Origin of the sequence: Sphingorhabdus sp. (assembly GCF_050921905.1) — a bacterium.
Classification (GTDB): domain Bacteria; phylum Pseudomonadota; class Alphaproteobacteria; order Sphingomonadales; family Sphingomonadaceae; genus Sphingorhabdus_B.
On the sequence record NZ_CP050888.1, the window covers coordinates 2,645,503 to 2,664,402 of the forward strand.

Annotated in this window: 23 protein-coding genes and 1 tRNA gene; 12 read left to right on the forward strand and 12 right to left on the reverse strand. The window is 55.6% G+C overall.

Translation table 11 applies throughout. The features are described from left to right. The 5 genes from HEQ18_RS12880 (at position 1) to HEQ18_RS12900 (ending at position 3,749) form a co-directional block, all read left to right on the forward strand. Positions 1–459 carry a response regulator gene (locus HEQ18_RS12880; RefSeq protein ID WP_432815011.1) on the forward strand — a complete coding sequence of 153 codons (459 nt, stop codon included), beginning with the start codon at positions 1–3 and terminating at the stop codon, positions 457–459. 143 nt (positions 460–602) lie between these two features. Next, entirely contained in the window at positions 603–770 is a 168-nt protein-coding gene (locus tag HEQ18_RS12885; RefSeq protein ID WP_432815012.1) for a hypothetical protein, read from the forward strand. 21 nt (positions 771–791) lie between these two features. Continuing rightward, positions 792–1,412, forward strand: coding sequence for a type IV toxin-antitoxin system AbiEi family antitoxin domain-containing protein (locus HEQ18_RS12890; protein ID WP_432815013.1), 621 nt, complete (start codon positions 792–794; stop codon positions 1,410–1,412). Then, the gene (locus HEQ18_RS12895; RefSeq protein ID WP_432815014.1) at positions 1,405–2,271 is read left to right on the forward strand and encodes a nucleotidyl transferase AbiEii/AbiGii toxin family protein; all 867 of its coding nucleotides are present in this window, start codon (positions 1,405–1,407) and stop codon (positions 2,269–2,271) included. Before HEQ18_RS12890 ends, HEQ18_RS12895 begins: the two co-directional genes overlap by 8 nt. A 1,082-nt stretch (positions 2,272–3,353) precedes the next feature. Continuing rightward, complete coding sequence (locus tag HEQ18_RS12900) at positions 3,354–3,749, forward strand: hypothetical protein (RefSeq protein ID WP_432815015.1); 396 nt, start codon at positions 3,354–3,356, stop codon at positions 3,747–3,749. Here HEQ18_RS12900 and HEQ18_RS12905 read toward each other — a convergent pair. Next, positions 3,750–4,813 (reverse strand): IS630 family transposase gene (locus HEQ18_RS12905; protein ID WP_432815016.1). Its coding sequence is split into 2 segments (ribosomal slippage): positions 3,750–4,319 and positions 4,322–4,813, totalling 1,062 coding nucleotides; the frame shifts between segments, so codons are not numbered across the junction. Between the two features lie 112 nt (positions 4,814–4,925). Here HEQ18_RS12905 and HEQ18_RS12910 point away from each other — a divergent pair. Then, on the forward strand, positions 4,926–5,096 hold the full coding sequence (locus tag HEQ18_RS12910) for a hypothetical protein (protein WP_432815017.1): 171 nt from the start codon (positions 4,926–4,928) through the stop codon (positions 5,094–5,096). A 190-nt stretch (positions 5,097–5,286) separates the two neighbouring features. Here HEQ18_RS12910 and HEQ18_RS12915 read toward each other — a convergent pair. Next, a tRNA-Arg gene (locus HEQ18_RS12915) sits at positions 5,287–5,363 on the reverse strand. A 279-nt stretch (positions 5,364–5,642) separates the two neighbouring features. Between HEQ18_RS12915 and HEQ18_RS12920 the strand changes: the two genes are divergently transcribed. The 3 genes from HEQ18_RS12920 to HEQ18_RS12930 are packed head-to-tail and all read left to right on the forward strand — an operon-like array spanning position 5,643 to position 8,604. Further along, complete coding sequence (locus HEQ18_RS12920) at positions 5,643–6,788, forward strand: acyl-CoA dehydrogenase family protein (protein ID WP_432815018.1); 1,146 nt, start codon at positions 5,643–5,645, stop codon at positions 6,786–6,788. Further along, positions 6,785–7,834, forward strand: coding sequence for an enoyl-CoA hydratase/isomerase family protein (locus tag HEQ18_RS12925; protein WP_432815019.1), 1,050 nt, complete (start codon positions 6,785–6,787; stop codon positions 7,832–7,834). The genes HEQ18_RS12920 and HEQ18_RS12925 overlap by 4 nt, the downstream gene beginning before the upstream one ends. Further along, a complete protein-coding gene (locus HEQ18_RS12930; RefSeq protein WP_432815020.1) occupies positions 7,831–8,604 on the forward strand; it encodes an enoyl-CoA hydratase in 774 nt (257 codons plus the stop codon). The genes HEQ18_RS12925 and HEQ18_RS12930 overlap by 4 nt, the downstream gene beginning before the upstream one ends. A gap of 410 nt (positions 8,605–9,014) precedes the next feature. Here the strand turns inward: HEQ18_RS12930 and HEQ18_RS12935 are convergent, their stop codons facing one another. From HEQ18_RS12935 to dapB, 3 genes are read right to left on the reverse strand one after another with little or no spacing between them, the layout of a single operon-like run. Then, positions 9,015–9,404 (reverse strand): hypothetical protein, encoded by a 390-nt coding sequence (locus tag HEQ18_RS12935; RefSeq protein WP_397606215.1) that lies wholly within the window; start codon positions 9,402–9,404, stop codon positions 9,015–9,017. 12 nt (positions 9,405–9,416) lie between these two features. Beyond that, positions 9,417–10,106 carry an endonuclease III gene (gene nth, locus HEQ18_RS12940; RefSeq protein ID WP_397606226.1) on the reverse strand — a complete coding sequence of 230 codons (690 nt, stop codon included), beginning with the start codon at positions 10,104–10,106 and terminating at the stop codon, positions 9,417–9,419. Beyond that, positions 10,103–10,828 carry a 4-hydroxy-tetrahydrodipicolinate reductase gene (gene dapB / locus HEQ18_RS12945; RefSeq protein ID WP_432815021.1) on the reverse strand — a complete coding sequence of 242 codons (726 nt, stop codon included), beginning with the start codon at positions 10,826–10,828 and terminating at the stop codon, positions 10,103–10,105. The genes nth and dapB overlap by 4 nt, the downstream gene beginning before the upstream one ends. Before the next feature lie 81 nt (positions 10,829–10,909). Here dapB and HEQ18_RS12950 point away from each other — a divergent pair, with 81 nt between their 5' ends. Continuing rightward, a complete protein-coding gene (locus HEQ18_RS12950) occupies positions 10,910–11,617 on the forward strand; it encodes an NAD-dependent deacylase (RefSeq protein WP_432815022.1) in 708 nt (235 codons plus the stop codon). Here HEQ18_RS12950 and HEQ18_RS12955 read toward each other — a convergent pair. Genes HEQ18_RS12955 through HEQ18_RS12985 form a run of 7 tightly spaced genes read right to left on the reverse strand, consistent with a single transcriptional unit; the run spans position 11,614 to position 16,959 of the window. After that, entirely contained in the window at positions 11,614–12,378 is a 765-nt protein-coding gene (locus HEQ18_RS12955) for a HesA/MoeB/ThiF family protein (protein WP_432815023.1), read from the reverse strand. The two genes, HEQ18_RS12950 and HEQ18_RS12955, sit on opposite strands and share 4 nt — an antisense overlap. Beyond that, positions 12,375–12,824 (reverse strand): dUTP diphosphatase, encoded by a 450-nt coding sequence (dut, locus tag HEQ18_RS12960; protein WP_397606219.1) that lies wholly within the window; start codon positions 12,822–12,824, stop codon positions 12,375–12,377. The genes HEQ18_RS12955 and dut overlap by 4 nt, the downstream gene beginning before the upstream one ends. Continuing rightward, positions 12,805–14,073, reverse strand: coding sequence for a bifunctional phosphopantothenoylcysteine decarboxylase/phosphopantothenate synthase (locus HEQ18_RS12965; protein WP_432815024.1), 1,269 nt, complete (start codon positions 14,071–14,073; stop codon positions 12,805–12,807). Before HEQ18_RS12965 ends, dut begins: the two co-directional genes overlap by 20 nt. A 5-nt stretch (positions 14,074–14,078) precedes the next feature. After that, entirely contained in the window at positions 14,079–14,375 is a 297-nt protein-coding gene (locus HEQ18_RS12970; protein ID WP_296200014.1) for a CcdB family protein, read from the reverse strand. After that, entirely contained in the window at positions 14,375–14,620 is a 246-nt protein-coding gene (locus HEQ18_RS12975) for a type II toxin-antitoxin system CcdA family antitoxin (protein WP_296200013.1), read from the reverse strand. Before HEQ18_RS12975 ends, HEQ18_RS12970 begins: the two co-directional genes overlap by 1 nt. A 51-nt stretch (positions 14,621–14,671) precedes the next feature. Next, a complete protein-coding gene (gene ubiB, locus HEQ18_RS12980; protein WP_432815025.1) occupies positions 14,672–16,216 on the reverse strand; it encodes a 2-polyprenylphenol 6-hydroxylase in 1,545 nt (514 codons plus the stop codon). A gap of 11 nt (positions 16,217–16,227) precedes the next feature. After that, complete coding sequence (locus HEQ18_RS12985; protein WP_397606222.1) at positions 16,228–16,959, reverse strand: class I SAM-dependent methyltransferase; 732 nt, start codon at positions 16,957–16,959, stop codon at positions 16,228–16,230. 325 nt (positions 16,960–17,284) lie between these two features. Here HEQ18_RS12985 and mutM point away from each other — a divergent pair, with 325 nt between their 5' ends. Then, positions 17,285–18,097, forward strand: a complete 813-nt coding sequence (gene mutM / locus HEQ18_RS12990; protein ID WP_432815026.1) for a bifunctional DNA-formamidopyrimidine glycosylase/DNA-(apurinic or apyrimidinic site) lyase — start codon at positions 17,285–17,287, stop codon at positions 18,095–18,097. A gap of 108 nt (positions 18,098–18,205) precedes the next feature. Further along, on the forward strand, positions 18,206–18,469 hold the full coding sequence (gene rpsT / locus HEQ18_RS12995; RefSeq protein ID WP_296200009.1) for a 30S ribosomal protein S20: 264 nt from the start codon (positions 18,206–18,208) through the stop codon (positions 18,467–18,469). The last annotated feature ends 431 nt before the right edge of the window (positions 18,470–18,900 follow it).

An 18,900-nucleotide genomic window follows, 5' to 3' on the forward strand; every position in this document is an offset into this window, starting at 1 on the left:
ATGACAGCCGCGAAAGATAGCAAGACGAATCAAACTCTGATGATCGTCGAGGATGAGGCGCTCGTGGCGATACTCTTGCGAGACGAGTTGCAGAATGCGGGATACAAGGTCCTGGACCTGACGGATCGTCACGCCGAAGCGCTGGAAGTTGCTAAAGCCGAAAAGCCTGATCTGGCGTTGGTTAACATCCGGCTCGCGGGACGTGACGATGGCATCGAACTTTCAGAGCATCTCAAGGCAATGGAGATACCGGTTTTGCTCATCAGCGGGCAGGTCAGCCGGGCAAGCTCGGCCAAAACCGTGGCGATTGGCTCGATGCCCAAGCCGTATCACGCGGCAGAGATGGTGCTCGCCGTGGCCTATCTTCTCGCCCGCCTAAAAGGGAACAACACTTTGCCAAGGCCGGACCAACTCGAGGTGTTTGACGACGCGAGTTTCGAACTCGACCCGGCAGCATAAAGCTGCGGCTATCGGGGTCTGTCGGCGTTGCGAAAAGCTATACACCCCATCCCAACCCCGTGGAGGGGGACTGGTCCCTCCACGCCTGAAGGGGAGAGGCTTAATTTCGCAACATGCACCGCAGCAAGGCAAAGGCGCGCGTAATGCAGCGCTATTTCGGGGATGACGCATTTGTTGCCGTAATTCTCACCGGAATTCAGGGGAAGGCTCTCCCCTTTCAGAAACAGCCTTTTCGATATTTGCCGACCGAGTCGATTTTGCTTCTGGCGCGCTCGGGAACAGTTTGTTACAAAACCTCTGATGAAAATTGATCTTGTCATAGGATTTGTAACATGTCCGCCGCGAGGCTGAGCCAGCGTGAACAACTGAAGGCCCTCGTATCGGGCAAGTCGATCGTCCGTGCGCAGGAACTGCGGAACGCGGGGATCGCCGGTTCGACGATCCAGCGTGCGCTCGACGATGGCTACATCATTCGGATCGGTCGCGGTCTCTACCAAGATCCGCAAAGCGACGTGGACAGCGAGCAAACGCTAGCCGAAGTTGCGAAACGGATACCCAAAGGCGTGATCGCGATGGTGTCGGCGCTGGCTTATCACGGGCTGACCGACCAGATGCCCCGAAAAACCTGGGTGGCGATCGGGGCGAGCGACTGGTCTCCGGTATCGGGCTATCCGCCGGTCCGCGTCGTGCGCTTTGCCGAAAAATATCTCCAGCAGGGCGTCGAACGGCACACGATCTCTGGGGTCGATGTCTTGGTCTACTCGGTTGCCAAGACGATTGCGGACCTTTTTCGCAACGGTCGGCTGGTTGATCGCTCGGTTGCGGTCGAAGGGCTGCGTGCAGCGCTTGATCAACGCAAGGCCAATCCGGCGCAGATCGCCGACGCCGCGCGCGCAGGAGGTGCATGGCGTGCCATGCGGCCCTATCTGGAGGCGCTGACCTTCAATGGCTGACGCGCCGAAAAATATTGCTGCCTCGGTCAAACAGCGGCTATTCAATATGGCACGCACGCAGGGTCGCGGCTTCGACATATTGCTGGTGCGCTTTGCACTCGAACGGCTGCTATTCCGGTTGTCGCAGTCAGCCCATCGCGAAAATTATATCCTCAAAGGTGGGATGCTGGTCACGCAGTGGCTCGACCATGACAATCGCGAAACGCGCGACGCCGATTTTCTGGGCTTCGGCGAGGCCGACGTCGAAACGATCAAGGCCATCTTTGCCGAAATCATGGCGATTACCAGCGAAGACGGGCTCGACTTCGACATTGGCGCAATCGCGGCGACGACCATCCGCAAGGAAGCGGAATATGACGGCATCAGGCTTAAAACCTTTGCCTACCTCGGACGGACGCGTATTCCGGTAACGCTCGATATCGCCTTCGGCGATGTGCTCGCCGATGCCAGCCAGACCGTAGACTATCCGTCACTCCTCGACATGGAACGGCCCAGCATCCGCACTTATCCGCCCGCACAGGTTATCGCCGAGAAATTTCAGGCCATGGTTGCGCTCGGTCTCGCCAATGGCCGGATGAAGGACTTTTACGATCTGTGGGCGATTCCCAAAGCCCTGCCGATCGACGACCAAGCGCTCGACACCGCCATTGCTGCCACCTTCGAGCGACGGACAACGCCTGTCCCAAAGGAACGGCCAAGCGGGTTGTCGGCAGCGATGGCCGAGGACGCAGCCGCACAGCAACGCTGGCGCGCCTATGTGGAGTCGCTCGAACTCCCGGTGCCGGACTTTACCGACGTCCTCGAAGACATCTGGGCCTTGCTCGCGCCAAGCTGTGTAAGGCTCAATGCGGCCAAATGATACCGTTCGGCCACACTAAAACTTTGCCCTCCGGACAACCGGTCAAACGTCGTTGTGCCAAAGAGGCAATCGTGCCAATTTCGCGAAATTTGGGGGATTATGGCGCACCCAAGAGGATTCGAACCTCTGGCCTCTGCCTTCGGAGGGCATTTAATTATTAAAATAATCTTTATAAATCAATCACTTATGATGTACTTCTGAGTCATGTGCACGATTTGTGCATTTTATAGGTGTGCAAAATTGGGTATATTGTTAATTATTTACAGATAGTTAACTCAATTTTTTGAGCGCTACTTGGATCTGTAGTCATCGATAAATGCTACAATACCTTGAGATGCGTGGGCTGAAACTTCCCGTTCGGTATCCATACACTTTCGTCGTGCCTGTTGGCGAAAACCCACTCAACGATTTCCGCATGGAGCGATGGGTCAAGCTGCTCCAGTCGCCGCATCAAATAAGGGATAGGTGACACACTTAGCCGCCGCATAGATCGGAATTCACGGTCAAGGATTGTTAAAAATTTAACAATAATTTCGATTTCATTCTGGTCCAAAGAATTAGCGATCTGATTATCGAAATTGACGTGGTTTGAATTTATAATGCGCTCTAATTGCAATATTTTTTTTCGAAAATCAGAATTTTTCGAAAAAGACACTACAAGGTCATCTAATCCATATTGCGTCAATTCGGATATTACATTCCGCATGGATTACTCCGCTGCCGCCTCGGCCATGAGCTGCTGAATGCTGCCCTGCAGTGCATCTGCCTCTGAACTCGTTTTAGGGCCCTCGTGCATCGCTTGGATTGCTGCTCGAAAATCACGACACCAGCGTTCTGGGTCCGACAATTTCTCGGAGCGGACGCAAAACATAAGTATCAGATCGTCGTCAGAAAGGCTCAACAGAGATGGAGACATGTTTGTCATAAGATATCCAGCTTTGGGTTGCACAAAAGCGATTATCTTATGATAGCGGCTACAAAGAGTTGCACAAGCGTTGCTCTGGGCGTTGCTGAAAATGCAGTTGCAGGCAGCCCCAAGTTGAGCCGATAACTCCAATTAAGGTTTAACAGAAAGGGGCATTATGGCGCTAATTGCCGAGGAGCTGGTAGAGGAGTGGCTCAACCGAAAGTTTTATTTTACTATAAGAGGGTTGAAGCAGGGGAACCATGAAATGGACCTCCTTGCGATTAGTCATATCGGCGATCAAATTCACAGATGCCATTACGAAGTATCAGTATCTATGCGTCCCGTAGGCTACATTTCGGAACTAACCAAAGAAGGGCAAAGCGAGTTGGGGGTAAAGAGTGCCAAAACCGCAGCCAAGCGCCCCCATCATATCTTGAAGCAATCGGTTGCGTCATGGGTAGAAAAAAAATTCCACCATCCAGTGCGCACTGCGATGCGAGACAAATGCCTGCCAGGTGGTGAGTGGGAATGCACCTTTGTGCATGGAGTGGCTAATACCAACCTGCAATGATCATAACCCACTGGCCCATTTGCGGTGCCCGATGGTCATAATGCGCCAAGGCTGATCTATGAGTTTGTTCCACGCCTCGCAGCAGAGGTCGACGATATTGTCGTGGGAAGTGAACACCCGGTTGGAGAGCCAGTTGTCGCGCATGAACTGCCAGATATTCTCAACCGGGTTGAGTTCAGGACATTTGGCCGGGAGCGCGATGATGCTGATATTGCCGGGAACATCCAGCTTGTCAGTCATATGCCAACCGGCTTGATCCATCAGTATAACAGCGTGAGCGCCAGGAGCGACGGCGAGCGCTATTTCTGTCAGATGGAGCGTCATGGTTTCGGTATTGCAGAACGGCAGCACCAGCCCCGCGCCCTTGCCGTGCTCCGGGCAGATCGCGCCGAAGATATAGACCGATTTAGTTCGCTGATCTTTGGGTGCCGATGGCCGCGTCCCGCGACGGGCCCAGCGCCGCGTGATCTTGTTCTTCTGCCCGATCCGCGCTTCGTCCTGAAACCAGATCTCTATCGGCGTGCCCTTCGGGAGAGATCTTCTGACCTTTGCCAGCTCGGCGGCAAAGCCCCCTTTTTAAAGGCCTCCATCGCAAGCTCGTTTTGCGCGTGGTGGCGAGGCCGTGCCGTTAGTTTGACATAACCCAGTCTCTTCAGTTCACGCCCGACGGTCGTTGTATCAAGCGAGACCGCAAATTCGTCATAAAGCCACCGGGTCAAATCAATCAGTCGCCAGCGAACAACGCCATGGATCGAGGGGATCGGGCCGGACTCGACCATTTCGACAAGCGCACGGCGCTGGGCATCATTGAGCAGCGATTGTCTTCCAGGCGCTTTGCCATCTAGCAGCCCATCAGGACCACGCGCATTAAAGCGAAGCACCCAGTCACGCACAATCTGCAAGCCAACACCGCCGATCCGCGCCGCCGTTGTCCGGCGGCCGCCGTCATAAATCTCAGCCAATGCCAAAAGCCGCCGCGCCTGGTTCGCACTTTTCGACTTCCGCGCCAGTCGCCTCAAGGCAGTGCCGTCAAAATCATCCCGCAAGCTAATCGCTGATCCCATGTCACGTCCTCCAAATGAAGAACAACATAGAATCAGACTTTCCACCGTTTGGGAATCCCAAATCTGAGTCAGCCTCAGCGCAGCTTGGTATAACTACCCGGAAGAACTAGCCATGATACGTGATCATGGCGTCCAAACGCTCAACATAAACACTGTAATTGATGAACTTTTAGGTATGAAAGAGGCGATGGCAACCTCAAGTATTGGGCGAGAGATCATTGATGTAATTCGCATCAGGGAGCAATTAGGCAATAGCGATAGACAGTTGAATTTTGCTCAATGATCCTGCCCCAGATCAAATCCAGCCGCCAGCACGTAGTCGTTTTAACTGGCGCTGGTATCTCAGCCTAACTAGGAAGCTGGCGGATGAACATAGAAATTTGTGCACGATTTGTGCATAGCTAAAAAGCTTTATTTAAGCCGCAACTGGCACATCGCTGCGTTTAAATATTTTTATATATCAATGAGTTAAATGGCGCACCCAAGAGGATTCGAACCTCTGGCCTCTGCCTTCGGAGGGCAGCGCTCTATCCAGCTGAGCTATGGGTGCGGGCCGGGTTCGGTTAGCAGGCATGATGCGGTTGCGCCAAGTTTTTTTTGGGGCCCGTTTTTATTTGCGCGCTTGCTTGCCAGATTAAAGCCATTTTGGCGTCCTTCGGATTTGGCCGATACTGTCTATAACTGCTTTGGCAAAGCTTGACTTAGAACCACTAAGCCTAAGCTTCTGCACCTTGTACTGAACAGTATGGCCTCAAACCGCGACGGTGGATTTAAGTGGTCCTGTCCCTAATGGCTGGATAACTCAAGACGTTGATGCTACGGCGAGCCTATGCAAAACCAGTTTGAACTTACCGACGATCAAGTCGCCATACAGGACATGGCGCGCAAATTCACCGCAGACGCGATTACGCCTTTTGCCGCCGAATGGGATGAAAAGTCGCATTATCCGGTAGATGTGTGGAAAGCCGCAGGCGCACTTGGCTTTGGCGCGATTTACGTGTCCGAAGAATCGGGCGGCACGGGCCTTGGCCGGTTGGAGGCGGCGTTGATCATGGAGGCGATGGCTTATGGCTGCCCCTCCACCAGCGCATTTATTTCCATTCATAATATGGCCGCGTGGATGATCGATTGCTTCGGCAATGCAGAGTTGAAGGCGCGTTATTTGCCTGAGCTTGTGCCGATGGAGAAAATTGCAAGCTATTGCCTTACGGAACCCGGCAGCGGGTCTGATGCAGCGGCGCTGAAAACCAGCGCGCGGCGCGATGGCGATCATTATGTGCTGAATGGCACGAAGCAGTTCATCTCGGGCGCTGGATATAATGACGTCTATGTTGTCATGGTCCGCACGGGCGATGACAAAGCAAAGGGCATTAGTTGCCTTGTCGTCGACAAGGACACAGCAGGGCTTAGCTTTGGCGCGCCGGAGAAAAAGCTTGGCTGGAACGCCTCGCCCACCGCGCAAGTGATTTTCGAAGATTGCCGCGTGCCCGTGGCCAATCGCGTAGGCGCAGAGGGCGATGGCTTCCGCTTTGCGATGATGGGCTTGGACGGCGGACGGTTGAACATTGGCGCTTGTTCGCTGGGCGGCGCGCAGCGGTGTCTGGATGAATCGATAGCATATACCAAAGAGCGTCAGCAATTTGGACAGCCCGTTTCCGAATTTCAAAATACGCAGTTCATGCTTGCTGACATGGCAACCGATTTGGAAGCGGCACGCGCGTTGCTCTACATCGCTGCGGCCAAGGTCACCGCGAATGCCCCTGACAAATCACGCTTTTCGGCGATGGCCAAGCGCCTGTCGACCGACAGCGGCAGCGAGATTGTCAATAAGGCGCTGCAATTATTTGGCGGCTATGGCTATTTGCGTGATTATCCAATCGAGCGTTTCTGGCGCGACCTGCGCGTGCATTCCATCCTTGAAGGCACCAATCAGGTCATGCGCATGATCATTGGCCGGGATTTGCTAAGGCAATGACCGATGATATTTTGGTCCGCGTCGAAGGTCATGCCGGTTCCATCAGCCTGAACCGGCCATCGGCGTTGAATGCGCTGACGCTGCCTATGGTGCATGCAATGACGCAGGCGTTGCTGGCGTGGCGCGACGATGATGCGGTGAAATGTGTCGTTATTGATCATGCAGAGGGACGCGGCTTTTGCGCAGGCGGCGACATTGCTTTCCTGCGCGATTCGGCGATTAACGATCATGGCGAGTCCGGCCGGAAATTCTTTCACGACGAATATCAGTTGAACCATATATTGTTCACTTACCCAAAGCCGGTCGTGGCGTTCATGGACGGCATTACGATGGGCGGGGGCGTTGGGATAAGTCAGCCTGCGCGTTTCCGCGTGGCGACCGAGAACACCAAATTTGCAATGCCCGAAACGGGTATTGGCCTCTTCCCCGATGTTGGTGGTGGTTGGTATCTGTCGCGGCTGGAAGGGCGCGTGGGACAGTTTCTGGCGTTGACCGGGTCGCGGATTGCAGGGCCGGGCTGCCTCGCGCTTGGCCTTGCCACCCATTATGTGCCGAGCAGCGCGCTAGCCGAAACCAAAATGCGGATCGCCAGCGAAGATGTCGAGCGCTTGGACGGCATATTGGGCACCGTGTCCGAAACGCCGCCCGCGTCGAAGATCGTGGACACGCTGTTTCAGATCAATCGCCATTTCGCCTCCAACGCATTTGAGGACATCCTCGCCAGCCTTGAAGGTGATGAGAGCGAATGGGCGATGAAGGAACTGGCGACCTTGCGGACCAAAAGTCCGCAAACCTGTAAAGTTGCATTGCGCCAGCTTGAGAGGAGCGCGCGCCTGACCGACTTTGCCGAGAACATGGCGATGGAATATCGTATCGCCAGCCGCGTGATTGTCCGCCCCGATTTTGCCGAAGGCGTGCGCGCGGTCATCATCGATAAGGATAATGCACCCAAATGGGACCCGACAACGCCCGAAGGCGTGACTGAGGACCTGATCGACGACATCTTTGCCGCCTTGCCGGCGCAGGAAGAATGGAAGCCGCTATGACATACGAAACAATCCTGGTCGAACAACGCGGCGCGGTGACGCTGATGACGCTCAATCGGCCGCAGGCGTTGAACGCGCTGAATAGTCAAATGTTGGCTGATCTTATCGCGGCCTTTGCGGCATTTGATGCCGACGACAGCCAAAGATGCGCGGTCCTAACGGGCGGCGAGAAGGCCTTTGCCGCAGGCGCGGACATTAAAGAAATGTCGTCGCAGTCTTTCGCCGAAATGTTCGGTTCAAACTTCTTTGCAGGCTATGACCGCGTGACCGCCAGCCGCAAGCCTTGGATTGCCGCCGTAAACGGCTTTGCGCTTGGCGGTGGATGCGAATTGGCGATGATGGCCGATTTCATCATCGCGGGCGACAATGCCAAATTTGGTCAGCCGGAAATCAAGCTGGCCGTCACCCCCGGCATGGGCGGCTCACAACGCCTGACCCGCGCGATTGGTAAGGCCAAGGCGATGGAAATGTGCCTGACGGGCCGGATGATGGACGCGGCAGAGGCCGAGCGTTCTGGCTTAGTCGCCAAGGTTGTTCCTGCGGCTGAATTAGTCGAAGAGGCGATCAAAACCGCAACAGCAATCGCCGCGATGGCTCCCTTGGCTGCAATCGCCTGCAAGGAAATGGTCAACGCCGCGTTTGAAACGACGTTGCAGCAAGGCGTACTGTTTGAACGTCGCTTGTTCCATGGGCTGTTTGGTACCGAAGATCAAAAGGAAGGCATGGCAGCTTTTGTCGAGAAGCGGCCCGGTAATTGGACGGGGAAGTAAGGTTGGGCAATTGCGGCACGGTATTCGCGCCGCCGCCTTTGCCTTGCTGCGGTGCGTGGTGAGAAATAAAGCCCCTACCCTTTAGGCGTGGAGGGACCAGTCCCCCGGACTGGTCCGAGAGGCTCCACGGGGTTGGGGTGTGGTATATAGGTTTACGCCACGCCGACAGGCCCCACCCCCTTCCCCTCCCCTGAAGGGGAGGGGTGATTTGGGCAATTCCGGCGGCAAATGCCTTATTTCTTTAACCAAATCTTTCAGCAAAAAACGCCGTCACACCAGCGCAGGATGGGGCGACGAGTGGGGGGGTGAAAATCCTCCCCGTTCCGGGGAGGAGTTACCCCCCATATCCTCCCCGTGCCGGGGAGGAATTAACACATGCTGGGGCGACGGATGCTGCGCTACTTCATCACCTAATTAGCGGCTACCTTCTCCACCATCTGAAACTTGCCAAGGCCGCAGCCTGCGCCTTCGTAAAGCTGCCCGCCTTGGTCGTGCAATACGCGGACGATGTCGACGCTACACAATTGGTTGAGTGACGTTCGATAGGAAAAGCGGTCTTCGAACTTCAATCCGGGGCAGCTTTGGGGCAGGGCATTGCGATAGGTTTTGCCGCCTACCATGCGGAATTCGATGGTACGGCTATCAATGACTTTCGTTGACCGTATGTGCGATATCGTGACGCAATTTTTGGGTTCGCCCACTGCGCGAACGGGTTCAGGTGCGTTCTTGCTTGAAATCGCAACGGCACCGCCGCCTGACAACAATGCAATCGCAGGGATGATTAACAGCAACTTATGCATCGGCCTTCTCCATTATGACGACTCGCCCTTAACCGCTTCTGCCTGAACTTTTGCTGACTTGATTTTGGGCGCGGGCGTTTTCGGTTTGAAGCGGCACAGGTCAGCTACGGGACAGCGCCAGCATTCGGGTGTGCGTGCCTTGCAGATGTAGCGGCCATGCAGGATCAACCAATGGTGCGCGCCAATGCGGAACGGATTTGGCGTGCTTTTCTCCAGCGCTTTTTCGACCGCGACCACGGTTTTTCCCGGCGCAATCCCTGTGCGATTACCGACGCGGAAGATATGGGTGTCGACGGCGAAGGTTTCCGCGCCGAACGCGGTGTTCATCACCACATTGGCGGTCTTGCGCCCCACGCCGGGTAAAGCCTCCAACGCATCACGGTCGGCGGGCACTTCGCCATTATGATCGCGCTCGAGGATTTCGGACAAAGCGATAACGTTCTTTGCCTTGTTATTGTACAACCCAATGGTCTTAATATGCGCTTTCAAACCATCGAGCCCAAGCGCCACCATTTGCGCGGGCGTCTTTACATCCTCGAACAAAGCCTTCGTCGCCTTGTTCACCCCCACATCGGTCGATTGCGCCGAACAGGTTACGGCAACAAGCAACTGATACGCATTGCCATAAGCCAGCTCGGTTTCCGGATCAGGATTGGCCTCCGCCAAGCGCCGGTAAAATTCGAATATATCTGCTTTTTTCAGAGGCCCAAAACCTCTTGCATATTATACCGACCGGCATTTTGCCGTGCCAGCCACTCCGCAGCTTTCACCGCGCCGCTGGCGAATATCGCGCGATTTTCGGCGCGATGGATAAGCTCGATGCGTTCATTGTCGGACGCAAAAATGACGCTGTGATCGCCAGCCACGCTGCCGCCGCGTAAGGATGCAAAGCCGATATGGCCGGGCGTGCGTGTGGCCATAATCCCGTCGCGGCCCCGTTCGCTGTGATCTTTCAAATTGACCGCGCGGCCCTTTGCCGCGGCCTCGCCCAGCAGCAGGGCTGTACCTGATGGCGCGTCCACCTTGTGCCTGTGGTGCATTTCTAGGATTTCGATGTCCCAATCCGCGCCCAACTGCCGCGCGGCTTGTTCTACCAAGGCGGCGAGCATATTCACGCCCAAGGACGTGTTGCCTGTCTGCAAGATGGGAATGTCGCGCGCGGCATCGTCGATCAGGAAATGGTGGCGCTCTTCCAAACCCGTCGTGCCAATGACGATGGGTTTGCCCGCAGCCACGCATGCGTCGAGGCTGGCCTCAAGGCCGTGCGGGCTCGAGAAATCGACCAGAACGTCGGATGCAGCGATTAGCCCCGCAAGATCGCCATCCTTATCGACGCCGCCTGCATGTTCGTGGCCGTCGGCGGCAATCGCATCGACCAAAGCCTGACCCATGCGGCCCGCGCTTCCAATAATTCCAATTTTCATATCTCTTGCCCTGACCTAATATCTGGGTCTTACTATATTAGGCAACTGAAACAAGTTTTGGGTGAAGATGAAGGAAAGCATGTGCGGCAAGACATCAAAAACATCGTGATCCTGACGGGCGCAGGCGTCAGCGCCGAAAGCGGCATTGATACCTTCCGCAGCGCAGGCGGGTTGTGGGAGCAGCATAAGGTGGAGGATGTGGCCACGCCTGAAGCTTTCGCCCGTGATCCCGACCTTGTGCTGCGCTTTTACGATATGCGCCGGGAACGTATTCAACAGGTGGAGCCAAATGCCGCGCATTATGCGCTCGCAAGGCTGGATGCGGCATGGTCAGGCAATCTGCTGCTGGTGACGCAAAATGTCGACGATCTGCATGAACGGGCAGGGACACAGCGCCTGTTGCATATGCATGGTGAACATTTGAACGCATATTGCAACGCCTGTGATGCACGCCACCGTTGGCGCGGGACGTTGATTGACCGGCCAGCCTGCCCTGCTTGCGGCGTAGCGGGGCATTTGCGGCCCGACATCGTCTGGTTTGGGGAAATGCCGTATCGCATGGACAAAATTTACCACGCGCTGAACCAAGCGGATTTGTTCGTCAGCATTGGCACCTCCGGCGCGGTGTATCCTGCTGCTGGCCTTGTCCGTGAGGCGCGGCAAAAGGGCATAAAAACGTTGGAACTGAACCTTGAACCGTCGCATGGCACATCATGGTTCGAAGAATCGCGGCATGGCCCGGCGACATTAGTGGTGCCAGCGTGGGTGACAGAAATTTTAGGCGGTTAAGCGGTTAAGCCGCCGCAACTCCGGCACCCTACGTCTTTCGGTAGGCGGATTGACCGCATCCCCGGCGCCATCCCGTCGAACAAATGCAGCCTGCCCATCTGGGGCTCTCCAAAGCCGGTCAGCGCACGAATGGCCTCCATAGCAGCAAATGATCCCATCAGGCCGCACATCGCGCCCAAGACGCCCTGTGTGGCGCAGTCGTCGCAATCATCGGGGTCATGGGCGTCGCCGACAAAGCAGCGATAGCAAGGCGCGTCGGCTTGCCATCCGGTAAAGGTACCAATCTGCCCATGAAATTGGCCAATCGCGGCGCTGACCAACGGCACTTTGGCGGCGAGGCACAGATCGTTGACGATAAGCCGCGTGGCGAAATTATCGCAACCGTCGATGACAACATCGACGCCCTTCAGGATGTCTGCTGAGGTGGAACGGTCAATACGCTGCTTGCGGCCAATGAACGTCACATCCCGGTTCAATCGCGCGACGGCGGCGGCAGCGGCATCGACCTTCGCCGTGCCAATTTCGCTTTCACTATAAAGAATTTGCCGTTGGAGGTTGGACAAGGAGACAACATCATCATCAACCACGCTGATCGTCCCTATGCCCGCCGCCGCCAGATATTGCATGGCGGGGCAACCAATGCCGCCCGCACCGATCAGCAGCACATGGCTCGACAGCAATTTGGACTGACCCGCACCGCCAATATCGCGCAGCACAATATGCCGGGCGTAACGGTCAAGCTGTTGGTCGCTGAGCGTCATACGCCAGTGGAACCAAAGCCTCCGGTGCCCCGCTCGGTATCGTTAAGGGCTTCGACTTCGAACATTATGCCTTGCGTGACTGGCGCGACCACAATTTGCGCGATCCGGTCGCCTATGGTGATCACGAAATCTTCGTCGCCTAAATTTGCGAGAATGACCTTCACTTCGCCGCGATAATCGCTGTCGATGGTGCCGGGTGTGTTTAGGCACGTAATGCCGTGTTTCAGGGCAAGACCGGAGCGCGGACGCACTTGAACTTCATAGCCATCGGGAATGGCAAAGGCGAAACCAGTTGCAACGGCGTGGCGTTTGCCGGGGCGCAAGGTCAGGCTTTCGGCGGCGGTAATGTCCATGCCCGCCGCGCCTGATGTTGCATATGCGGGCAACGGCAGGCCAGCGCCGTGATCTAGGCGCTTGACGCGGATATCAACCTTTTGCGAGTGCATTGGCCACCTTCTCCATCAATTTACGGGCAATCACGTCCTTGGCGCTTTCGGGCCAGCTTTCAACGCCATCTTTGGTAATGATATGAAACGCGTTGTTTGCGCCGCCCATCACATCGCCGGACACGTCATTGGCGACGATCCAGTCGCAACCCTTTTTGGTGAGCTTTGCCTGCGCATGTTCCACAATCTTCTCTGTCTCCGCCGCAAAACCAATCAGCAGCTTGGGTCGATTTGGATGCTTGGCGAGGCTGGCGAGGATATCGGGATTTTCGGTTAAGTTTAGCGCGGGGATAATGCCGCCGTCTTTCTTGATTTTTTGTTCAGGCGCTTGCACCGCGCGCCAATCAGCAACGGCCGCCACTAGGATGGCGGCATCGACGGGTAAGGCTTTTTCCACCTCCGCCTGCATTTCGATGGCGGTTTCAACATCTATCCGGGCGACGCCGGGCGGGGTCGCCAAATGAACGGGACCAGCAATGAGCGTGACCTCTGCGCCGAGGTCCGCCGCCGCTGCTGCAATGGCAAAACCCTGACGTCCTGAAGAGCGGTTGGCAATGTAGCGTACAGGGTCAATGGCCTCATGCGTTGGGCCAGCGGTTACCAAGATACGTTGGCCGGACAAGGGTCGATGCGCCAGCTCCGCCGTCAGCGCAGCACCGCTTGGGACCGTGGTTGGTGAACGGCCCGATGTCAGCATTATATCGAAATCATGCCCTAACATCGCGCAAATCCGCTCGGCAACGGCGGGTGGCTCCGGCAAGCGTCCGGGGCCAAATTCGCCGCACGCCATTGCGCCTTCATCAGGGTTCATGATGTGGACGCCATCGGCCTGCAATTGCGCCAAATTCCGCTGCGTTGCCGGATGGTTCCACATGCGGACGTTCATCGCAGGAACGGCAAGCACGGGCTTATCGGTCGCCAGCAATATGGTGGTCGCAAGATCGTCGGATATGCCGGCCGCCATTTTTGCCAATATGTTGGCCGTGGCGGGGCAGATGACGACCAAGTCGGCCTGACGGCTCAACTGGATATGCCCAATCTCGCTTTCTTCCTTCAGGTCGAACATATGACCATATACTTGGTCTTCGGTCATTACCGACATCGACAAAGGCGTGACGAATTCGGTCGCGCTTTGCGTCATGACCGCCCTCACCGATAGGCCTTGGCGCTTGAGCAAGCGGACAAGTTCAAGCGACTTATACGCAGCAATGCCGCCAGTGACGATGAGGAGGATGCGTTTTTCGTTCATGCGCTTCAATATCCGCTGAATAGTTTATCGACGGCGGAGGTGATGACCAAATCTTCCTGCGCCAGAGAGCCAATTTTTGCGCCAAGCCTATCAAGCGGAATGGCGAAAATTAGATGTGTCGACATGATATAATGTTCATCATTAATCACAAATTCGGGATGCAATCGCGACACGGACTGCATGTCTTTCGCCGGCAACAAAGGCACGACGACACGACTGCCAAATTCATCCAGCAAATCGGACTGGATATCCAGCAACAGACCGCGCGCTTGTGCGCCTTTGTAAATGTCAAAGCGCGCCATTAAAACTGGCGATACTCATCATATGGCATACCGTTTTCGGCGATCCATTTGTTCCAGCTTTCAATAGCCTGGCGATTTTCGCGTTTCCACTCTTCGCCCAAGGCTTTGCGCACCTGTTCCTGCAGCCCGGTTTCGCAGGCTTGCGATACGTTGATGCCAAGCCGCTTGGCCTCGTCAACCATATCGGATGGCAAGCTTATATTTGTCGGACGCCGGGGCGCGGTAAACTGCGAAGGTTTATTCATGCGCACACTTTATGCGCATAAAAGTAAAGGTCAAGCTGGCGAAAACTTGGTTCAACCCCAAAACCACATGCCAGCAGCGCCCACGGCACCAGCCAATGCCGCGACCAGCAGATAGCGTCCAGCGTAACTGCTGCCCTTACGTTCCCAAATAAGCTGCACGGTTGGCAATGGCGGTGGTTCAGGCGCGCCGCCCTTGCGTGGTAGCTGTTCATCCAAACGGCGGATAAGGTCGGGAATCATCTTCAGCGTTTCGGCTTGCTTGCGTAATCCGTCGGCGAGCATTGCCTCAGGCCCCAACTCACCGCGAATCCAGTCGCCCACATAAGGTGCGGCAACATTCCACATGTTGATGCTTGGGTTTAATGAGGTGGCAATGCCTTCGACCATCACCATCGTTTTTTGCAGCAGCAGCAAATGCGGCTGCGTTTGCATGTCGAAATCGCGCGTGATCGCAAAGAGGCTGTCGAGCATTTGCCCCACCGACAATTCGCTAACGGGTTTGCCGCGCGTTGGTTCACCGACCGCACGCAGCGCAGTCGCGAATTCGTCGACATTGTGATAGCTTGGCACATATTGCGCCTCGAAATGGATTTCGGCGACGCGCTTATAATTGCCGGTGGTCAGGCCATAGAGAATTTCCGCCAGCCAGAAACGCGCCTGCCGGTTGATGCGGCCCATGATGCCAAAATCTATGGCTACAATCGTGCCGTCGGCGCGGACGAACAAATTGCCCTGATGCATATCGGCGTGGAAAAAGCCTTCCGAAATCGCTTGCCGCAAAAATGTGAGGACAAGCTTTTCCGCCAATTTATTGAGGTCATGGCCATCCGCCTTGAGCGCATCAATGTCGGAAATTTTTACGCCGTCGACCCATTCCAGAGTCAGCACGCGGCCTGACGTCCGGTCCCAGTCGATGGTAGGGATCGTGTAACCCTCCACTGCGACCATCGCATCTTTCAGTTCGGACGCGCTTGCCGCCTCACGCCGTAAATCGAGTTCGCGCAAGGTCCAGCGTTTCAGATTGGCGATAACCAGTTGCGGCCGCAACCGCGCCGCTTCGCCGCCAAGCGCCTCCAAATGCGCGGCGGCCCATTCATAGGTTTCAATGTCGCGGGCGAACTGTTCGCGAATGCCGGGGCGCAGCACCTTGATCGCGACATCCTTGCCCTCGTTCGTGCGGGCACGGTGCACCTGCGCGATGGAGGCGGCGCCGACAGGCACAGGGTCGATATATTCAAACAATGCTGCCGCTGGCTTATTCAGGCTGTTGTCGATCTGCGCATAGACTTGGTCAAATGGCGCTGGCGGTAACTGGTCCTGAAGCATCAGCAGATTATGCGCAGCCTCTTCGCCGATGATGTCGGGTCGGGTGGCGAGCGTTTGCCCGAGTTTGATTGCGGCGGGGCCAATCGCGCGAAATGCGCCTGCATAATCCGGCACCTTTGGCTGAATCGTCCCAAAGCGCGCGATGCGGCACAGGCGCTTGACTTGGGCAGGGGTGTTTCGATCCGCCTCAATGGCGCGAAGAGCGCCGTGGCGCGCAAGAATGCGGCCCCATTTGAGCAAACGAATGATGTGGGTAACGGGACGAGTCATGGGGTGCGGGGTTAAACCTTCCAGCCGCTATGGATCGCGACCAGACCGCCCAATATAGGCTCAACTTTGGTTTGGACAAAGCCAGCCTCACTTATCATGCGTTTGAAATTTTGCATGTCGGGGAAGCGACGGATGGATTCGACCAGATAACGGTAGCTGTCTTCGTCCCCTGCAATGGCCTTACCCAGCTTTGGCACCAGTTTGTCCGAATACACATCGTATAATTGCGCAAGGCCAGGCCATTCGACGGTGGAAAATTCTAGGCAGAAAAAACGGCCACCATAACGCAGCACACGATGCGCCTCACGCAGGGCCTTAGGAATGTCCGTGACGTTGCGGATGCCAAAGGCAATTGTGTAGGCATCAAAATGCGCGTCGGGGAAGGTCAACGTCTCTGCATTTTGTGCAGACCAGATGAGGCTGTCGATACCGCGCTTCATGGCGCGTTCCATGCCGACATCCAACATGTCTTCGTTAATGTCGGAGACAGTGACCTGCGCGCCTGATTTTTCCATACGGAAGGCAATGTCGCCCGTGCCGCCGGCCATGTCGAGAATATCCTCGCCTGCGCGCGGTTTGACGCGGCGCACGAAGCTATCTTTCCACAAACGGTGCATGCCGCCCGACATCGCGTCGTTCATAATGTCATATTTGCGCGCGACATTGGAAAAGACGTCGCCAACGCGCTGCGTCTTTTCTTCGGGGCTAACTTCCTCATAGCCAAAGGATACGGTGTCGTTCATTAACTCGCCTCTAGCCGATTGTTGCGCCAGCCGCAAAGACTGTTAGGGTCACGACCACTTAAATTCACCTTCGCGGTTTGAGGCCATTTTGCTCAGGGCTATGTGGCAAGCGCCGGGCTTAGTGGTTCTAAGTCCAAGCTTGCCAAAGACGCCATAGGCAAAATGGGTCAAATCCTGCGGACGTCAAAATGGCTTCGATCTCAAAACGAAATGTCCTTGCAGGCAGAATAACTGCCTGACAACGGACATTTCCCTTCGATATCTTCGCCATTTTGACGCCGCGAAGGTGGATTTAAGTGGTCCTGCCCCTTAAGTGCAAAAGCATATGCCCGAATTACCCGAAGTGGAAACCACTGTGTCCGGCCTGCGGTCGGTCCTTGAAGGCGCGTTGATCGTGCGCGCTGAACCGCGCCGTGTGGACCTGCGATGGCCGATTCCGCCCGATTTGCGCCAGCGGCTAACGGGCGCGCGCATCGAAGCACTTGGCCGGCGCGCCAAATATGGATTGATCTACACCGACCGGCAGGACGTGCTGATATTTCATTTAGGTATGTCCGGCCGCTGGCGCGTAGACCCGGTGGAAATTGAAAAGCACGACCATTTCATTCTGGAAACGGCGAGTGGACGCGTGGTTGCACTGAATGATCACCGCCGTTTCGGGTCGCTGGATATTATCGATTCGGACCAGATTGATGCCTATCGCTTCTTTGCCAGAATGGGGCCAGAGCCGCTGTCGGAGGCGTTCGATACCTCTGTTCTGCAAAAGGCACTGTTGGGTCGCAAAGCGCCGATTAAGGCTATGCTGCTCAATCAGAATATAGTGGCGGGCTTGGGCAATATCTACGTGTGTGAGGCGCTAAACATGGCGGGCATCGACCCGGTTGCTCCTGCATCAAGCATAAGTAAAGCACGGCTGACCCGATTGGTCATCGCGATTAAAGAGGTGCTCACGGCCGCTATCGCCGCAGGCGGATCTACCTTGCGCGATTTTGCAGCGCCCGATGGGGAACTTGGTTATTTCGCAAAGGACTGGCGTGTCTATGGCCGCGAGGGTGAAGCTTGCGTCTGTGGCAGCAATATATTGCGGCGCGTTGATTCGGGACGATCAACCTTCTACTGCCCGAAATGCCAGCGATGAGGCGGCATTATGAGGTTGACGAATCTCTTGGGCAGGGTTAAGGGCCGCTCCTTCAACAGGCGTACCGTATGGGCACGTCTTCTCAATTATTGAAATTCGAGGACAAAAATGGCCAATACGCCGCAAGCAAAAAAGCGTATCCGTCGCAACGCGCGTCGCACAGAAGTAAATGGCGCACGCGTCAGCCGCATTCGCACTTTCATCAAAAAGGTCGAATCGGCGATTGAGCTCGGCGACAAGTCAGCGGCAGCCGCAGCCCTTGCCGCAGTGCAGCCTGAACTGGCGCGCGGCGTATCTAAGGGTGTATTCCACAAAAACACAGCTTCGCGCAAATTTGGTCGCCTCACAAAGGCGGTCGGCGGTCTCGCTTAAGCGATACTGACGGTGCCGGACCTTCCGGCTTTAGACATTCAAAACCCGCCGCAAACACGGCGGGTTTTTATTTGCCAACTGTGGGGAAATTGGAGTGTGAGGATTTCCCGCGATTCGGGTAATGTCTGCACCAGTTATTCGATAAAAAGTATATTAAAACAGGCTATTAAAAAATATATAACGCATTTGCTTGGGTCCCACCGAGTCAATGCCATTTATTTCAATTTTTTTATCGCGCTGCTCTTGATAGACTCGTTTATTGGTGTCTATTACCCACATTCCAGCAACGCATGACGACAGTCGGGCAATGCCTCACATGGAGAATGAACACGTAGCTTGGCTGCATTTGGTAACAAATGCTTGGCCTCTCCCCGTTCGTCCTGTGTACGGCAGATAGCGCGCGGTTATGTAGTACTGGTTGAGGGTGGAAA

Excerpts from the sequence above, each read along its gene's own strand:
- HEQ18_RS12880 (WP_432815011.1), top strand. The coding sequence starts at position 1 with ATGACAGCCGCGAAAGATAGCAAGACGAATCAAACTCTGATGATCGTC.
- HEQ18_RS12885 (WP_432815012.1), top strand. The coding sequence starts at position 603 with ATGCAGCGCTATTTCGGGGATGACGCATTTGTTGCCGTAATTCTCACC.
- HEQ18_RS12890 (WP_432815013.1), top strand. The coding sequence starts at position 792 with ATGTCCGCCGCGAGGCTGAGCCAGCGTGAACAACTGAAGGCCCTCGTA.
- HEQ18_RS12895 (WP_432815014.1), top strand. The coding sequence starts at position 1,405 with ATGGCTGACGCGCCGAAAAATATTGCTGCCTCGGTCAAACAGCGGCTA.
- HEQ18_RS12900 (WP_432815015.1), top strand. The coding sequence starts at position 3,354 with ATGGCGCTAATTGCCGAGGAGCTGGTAGAGGAGTGGCTCAACCGAAAG.
- HEQ18_RS12910 (WP_432815017.1), top strand. The coding sequence starts at position 4,926 with ATGATACGTGATCATGGCGTCCAAACGCTCAACATAAACACTGTAATT.
- HEQ18_RS12920 (WP_432815018.1), top strand. The coding sequence starts at position 5,643 with ATGCAAAACCAGTTTGAACTTACCGACGATCAAGTCGCCATACAGGAC.
- HEQ18_RS12925 (WP_432815019.1), top strand. The coding sequence starts at position 6,785 with ATGACCGATGATATTTTGGTCCGCGTCGAAGGTCATGCCGGTTCCATC.
- HEQ18_RS12930 (WP_432815020.1), top strand. The coding sequence starts at position 7,831 with ATGACATACGAAACAATCCTGGTCGAACAACGCGGCGCGGTGACGCTG.
- HEQ18_RS12935 (WP_397606215.1), bottom strand. The coding sequence starts at position 9,404 with ATGCATAAGTTGCTGTTAATCATCCCTGCGATTGCATTGTTGTCAGGC.
- dapB (WP_432815021.1), bottom strand. The coding sequence starts at position 10,828 with ATGAAAATTGGAATTATTGGAAGCGCGGGCCGCATGGGTCAGGCTTTG.
- HEQ18_RS12955 (WP_432815023.1), bottom strand. The coding sequence starts at position 12,378 with ATGACGCTCAGCGACCAACAGCTTGACCGTTACGCCCGGCATATTGTG.
- dut (WP_397606219.1), bottom strand. The coding sequence starts at position 12,824 with ATGCACTCGCAAAAGGTTGATATCCGCGTCAAGCGCCTAGATCACGGC.
- HEQ18_RS12965 (WP_432815024.1), bottom strand. The coding sequence starts at position 14,073 with ATGAACGAAAAACGCATCCTCCTCATCGTCACTGGCGGCATTGCTGCG.
- HEQ18_RS12970 (WP_296200014.1), bottom strand. The coding sequence starts at position 14,375 with ATGGCGCGCTTTGACATTTACAAAGGCGCACAAGCGCGCGGTCTGTTG.
- HEQ18_RS12975 (WP_296200013.1), bottom strand. The coding sequence starts at position 14,620 with ATGAATAAACCTTCGCAGTTTACCGCGCCCCGGCGTCCGACAAATATA.
- ubiB (WP_432815025.1), bottom strand. The coding sequence starts at position 16,216 with ATGACTCGTCCCGTTACCCACATCATTCGTTTGCTCAAATGGGGCCGC.
- HEQ18_RS12985 (WP_397606222.1), bottom strand. The coding sequence starts at position 16,959 with ATGAACGACACCGTATCCTTTGGCTATGAGGAAGTTAGCCCCGAAGAA.
- mutM (WP_432815026.1), top strand. The coding sequence starts at position 17,285 with ATGCCCGAATTACCCGAAGTGGAAACCACTGTGTCCGGCCTGCGGTCG.
- rpsT (WP_296200009.1), top strand. The coding sequence starts at position 18,206 with ATGGCCAATACGCCGCAAGCAAAAAAGCGTATCCGTCGCAACGCGCGT.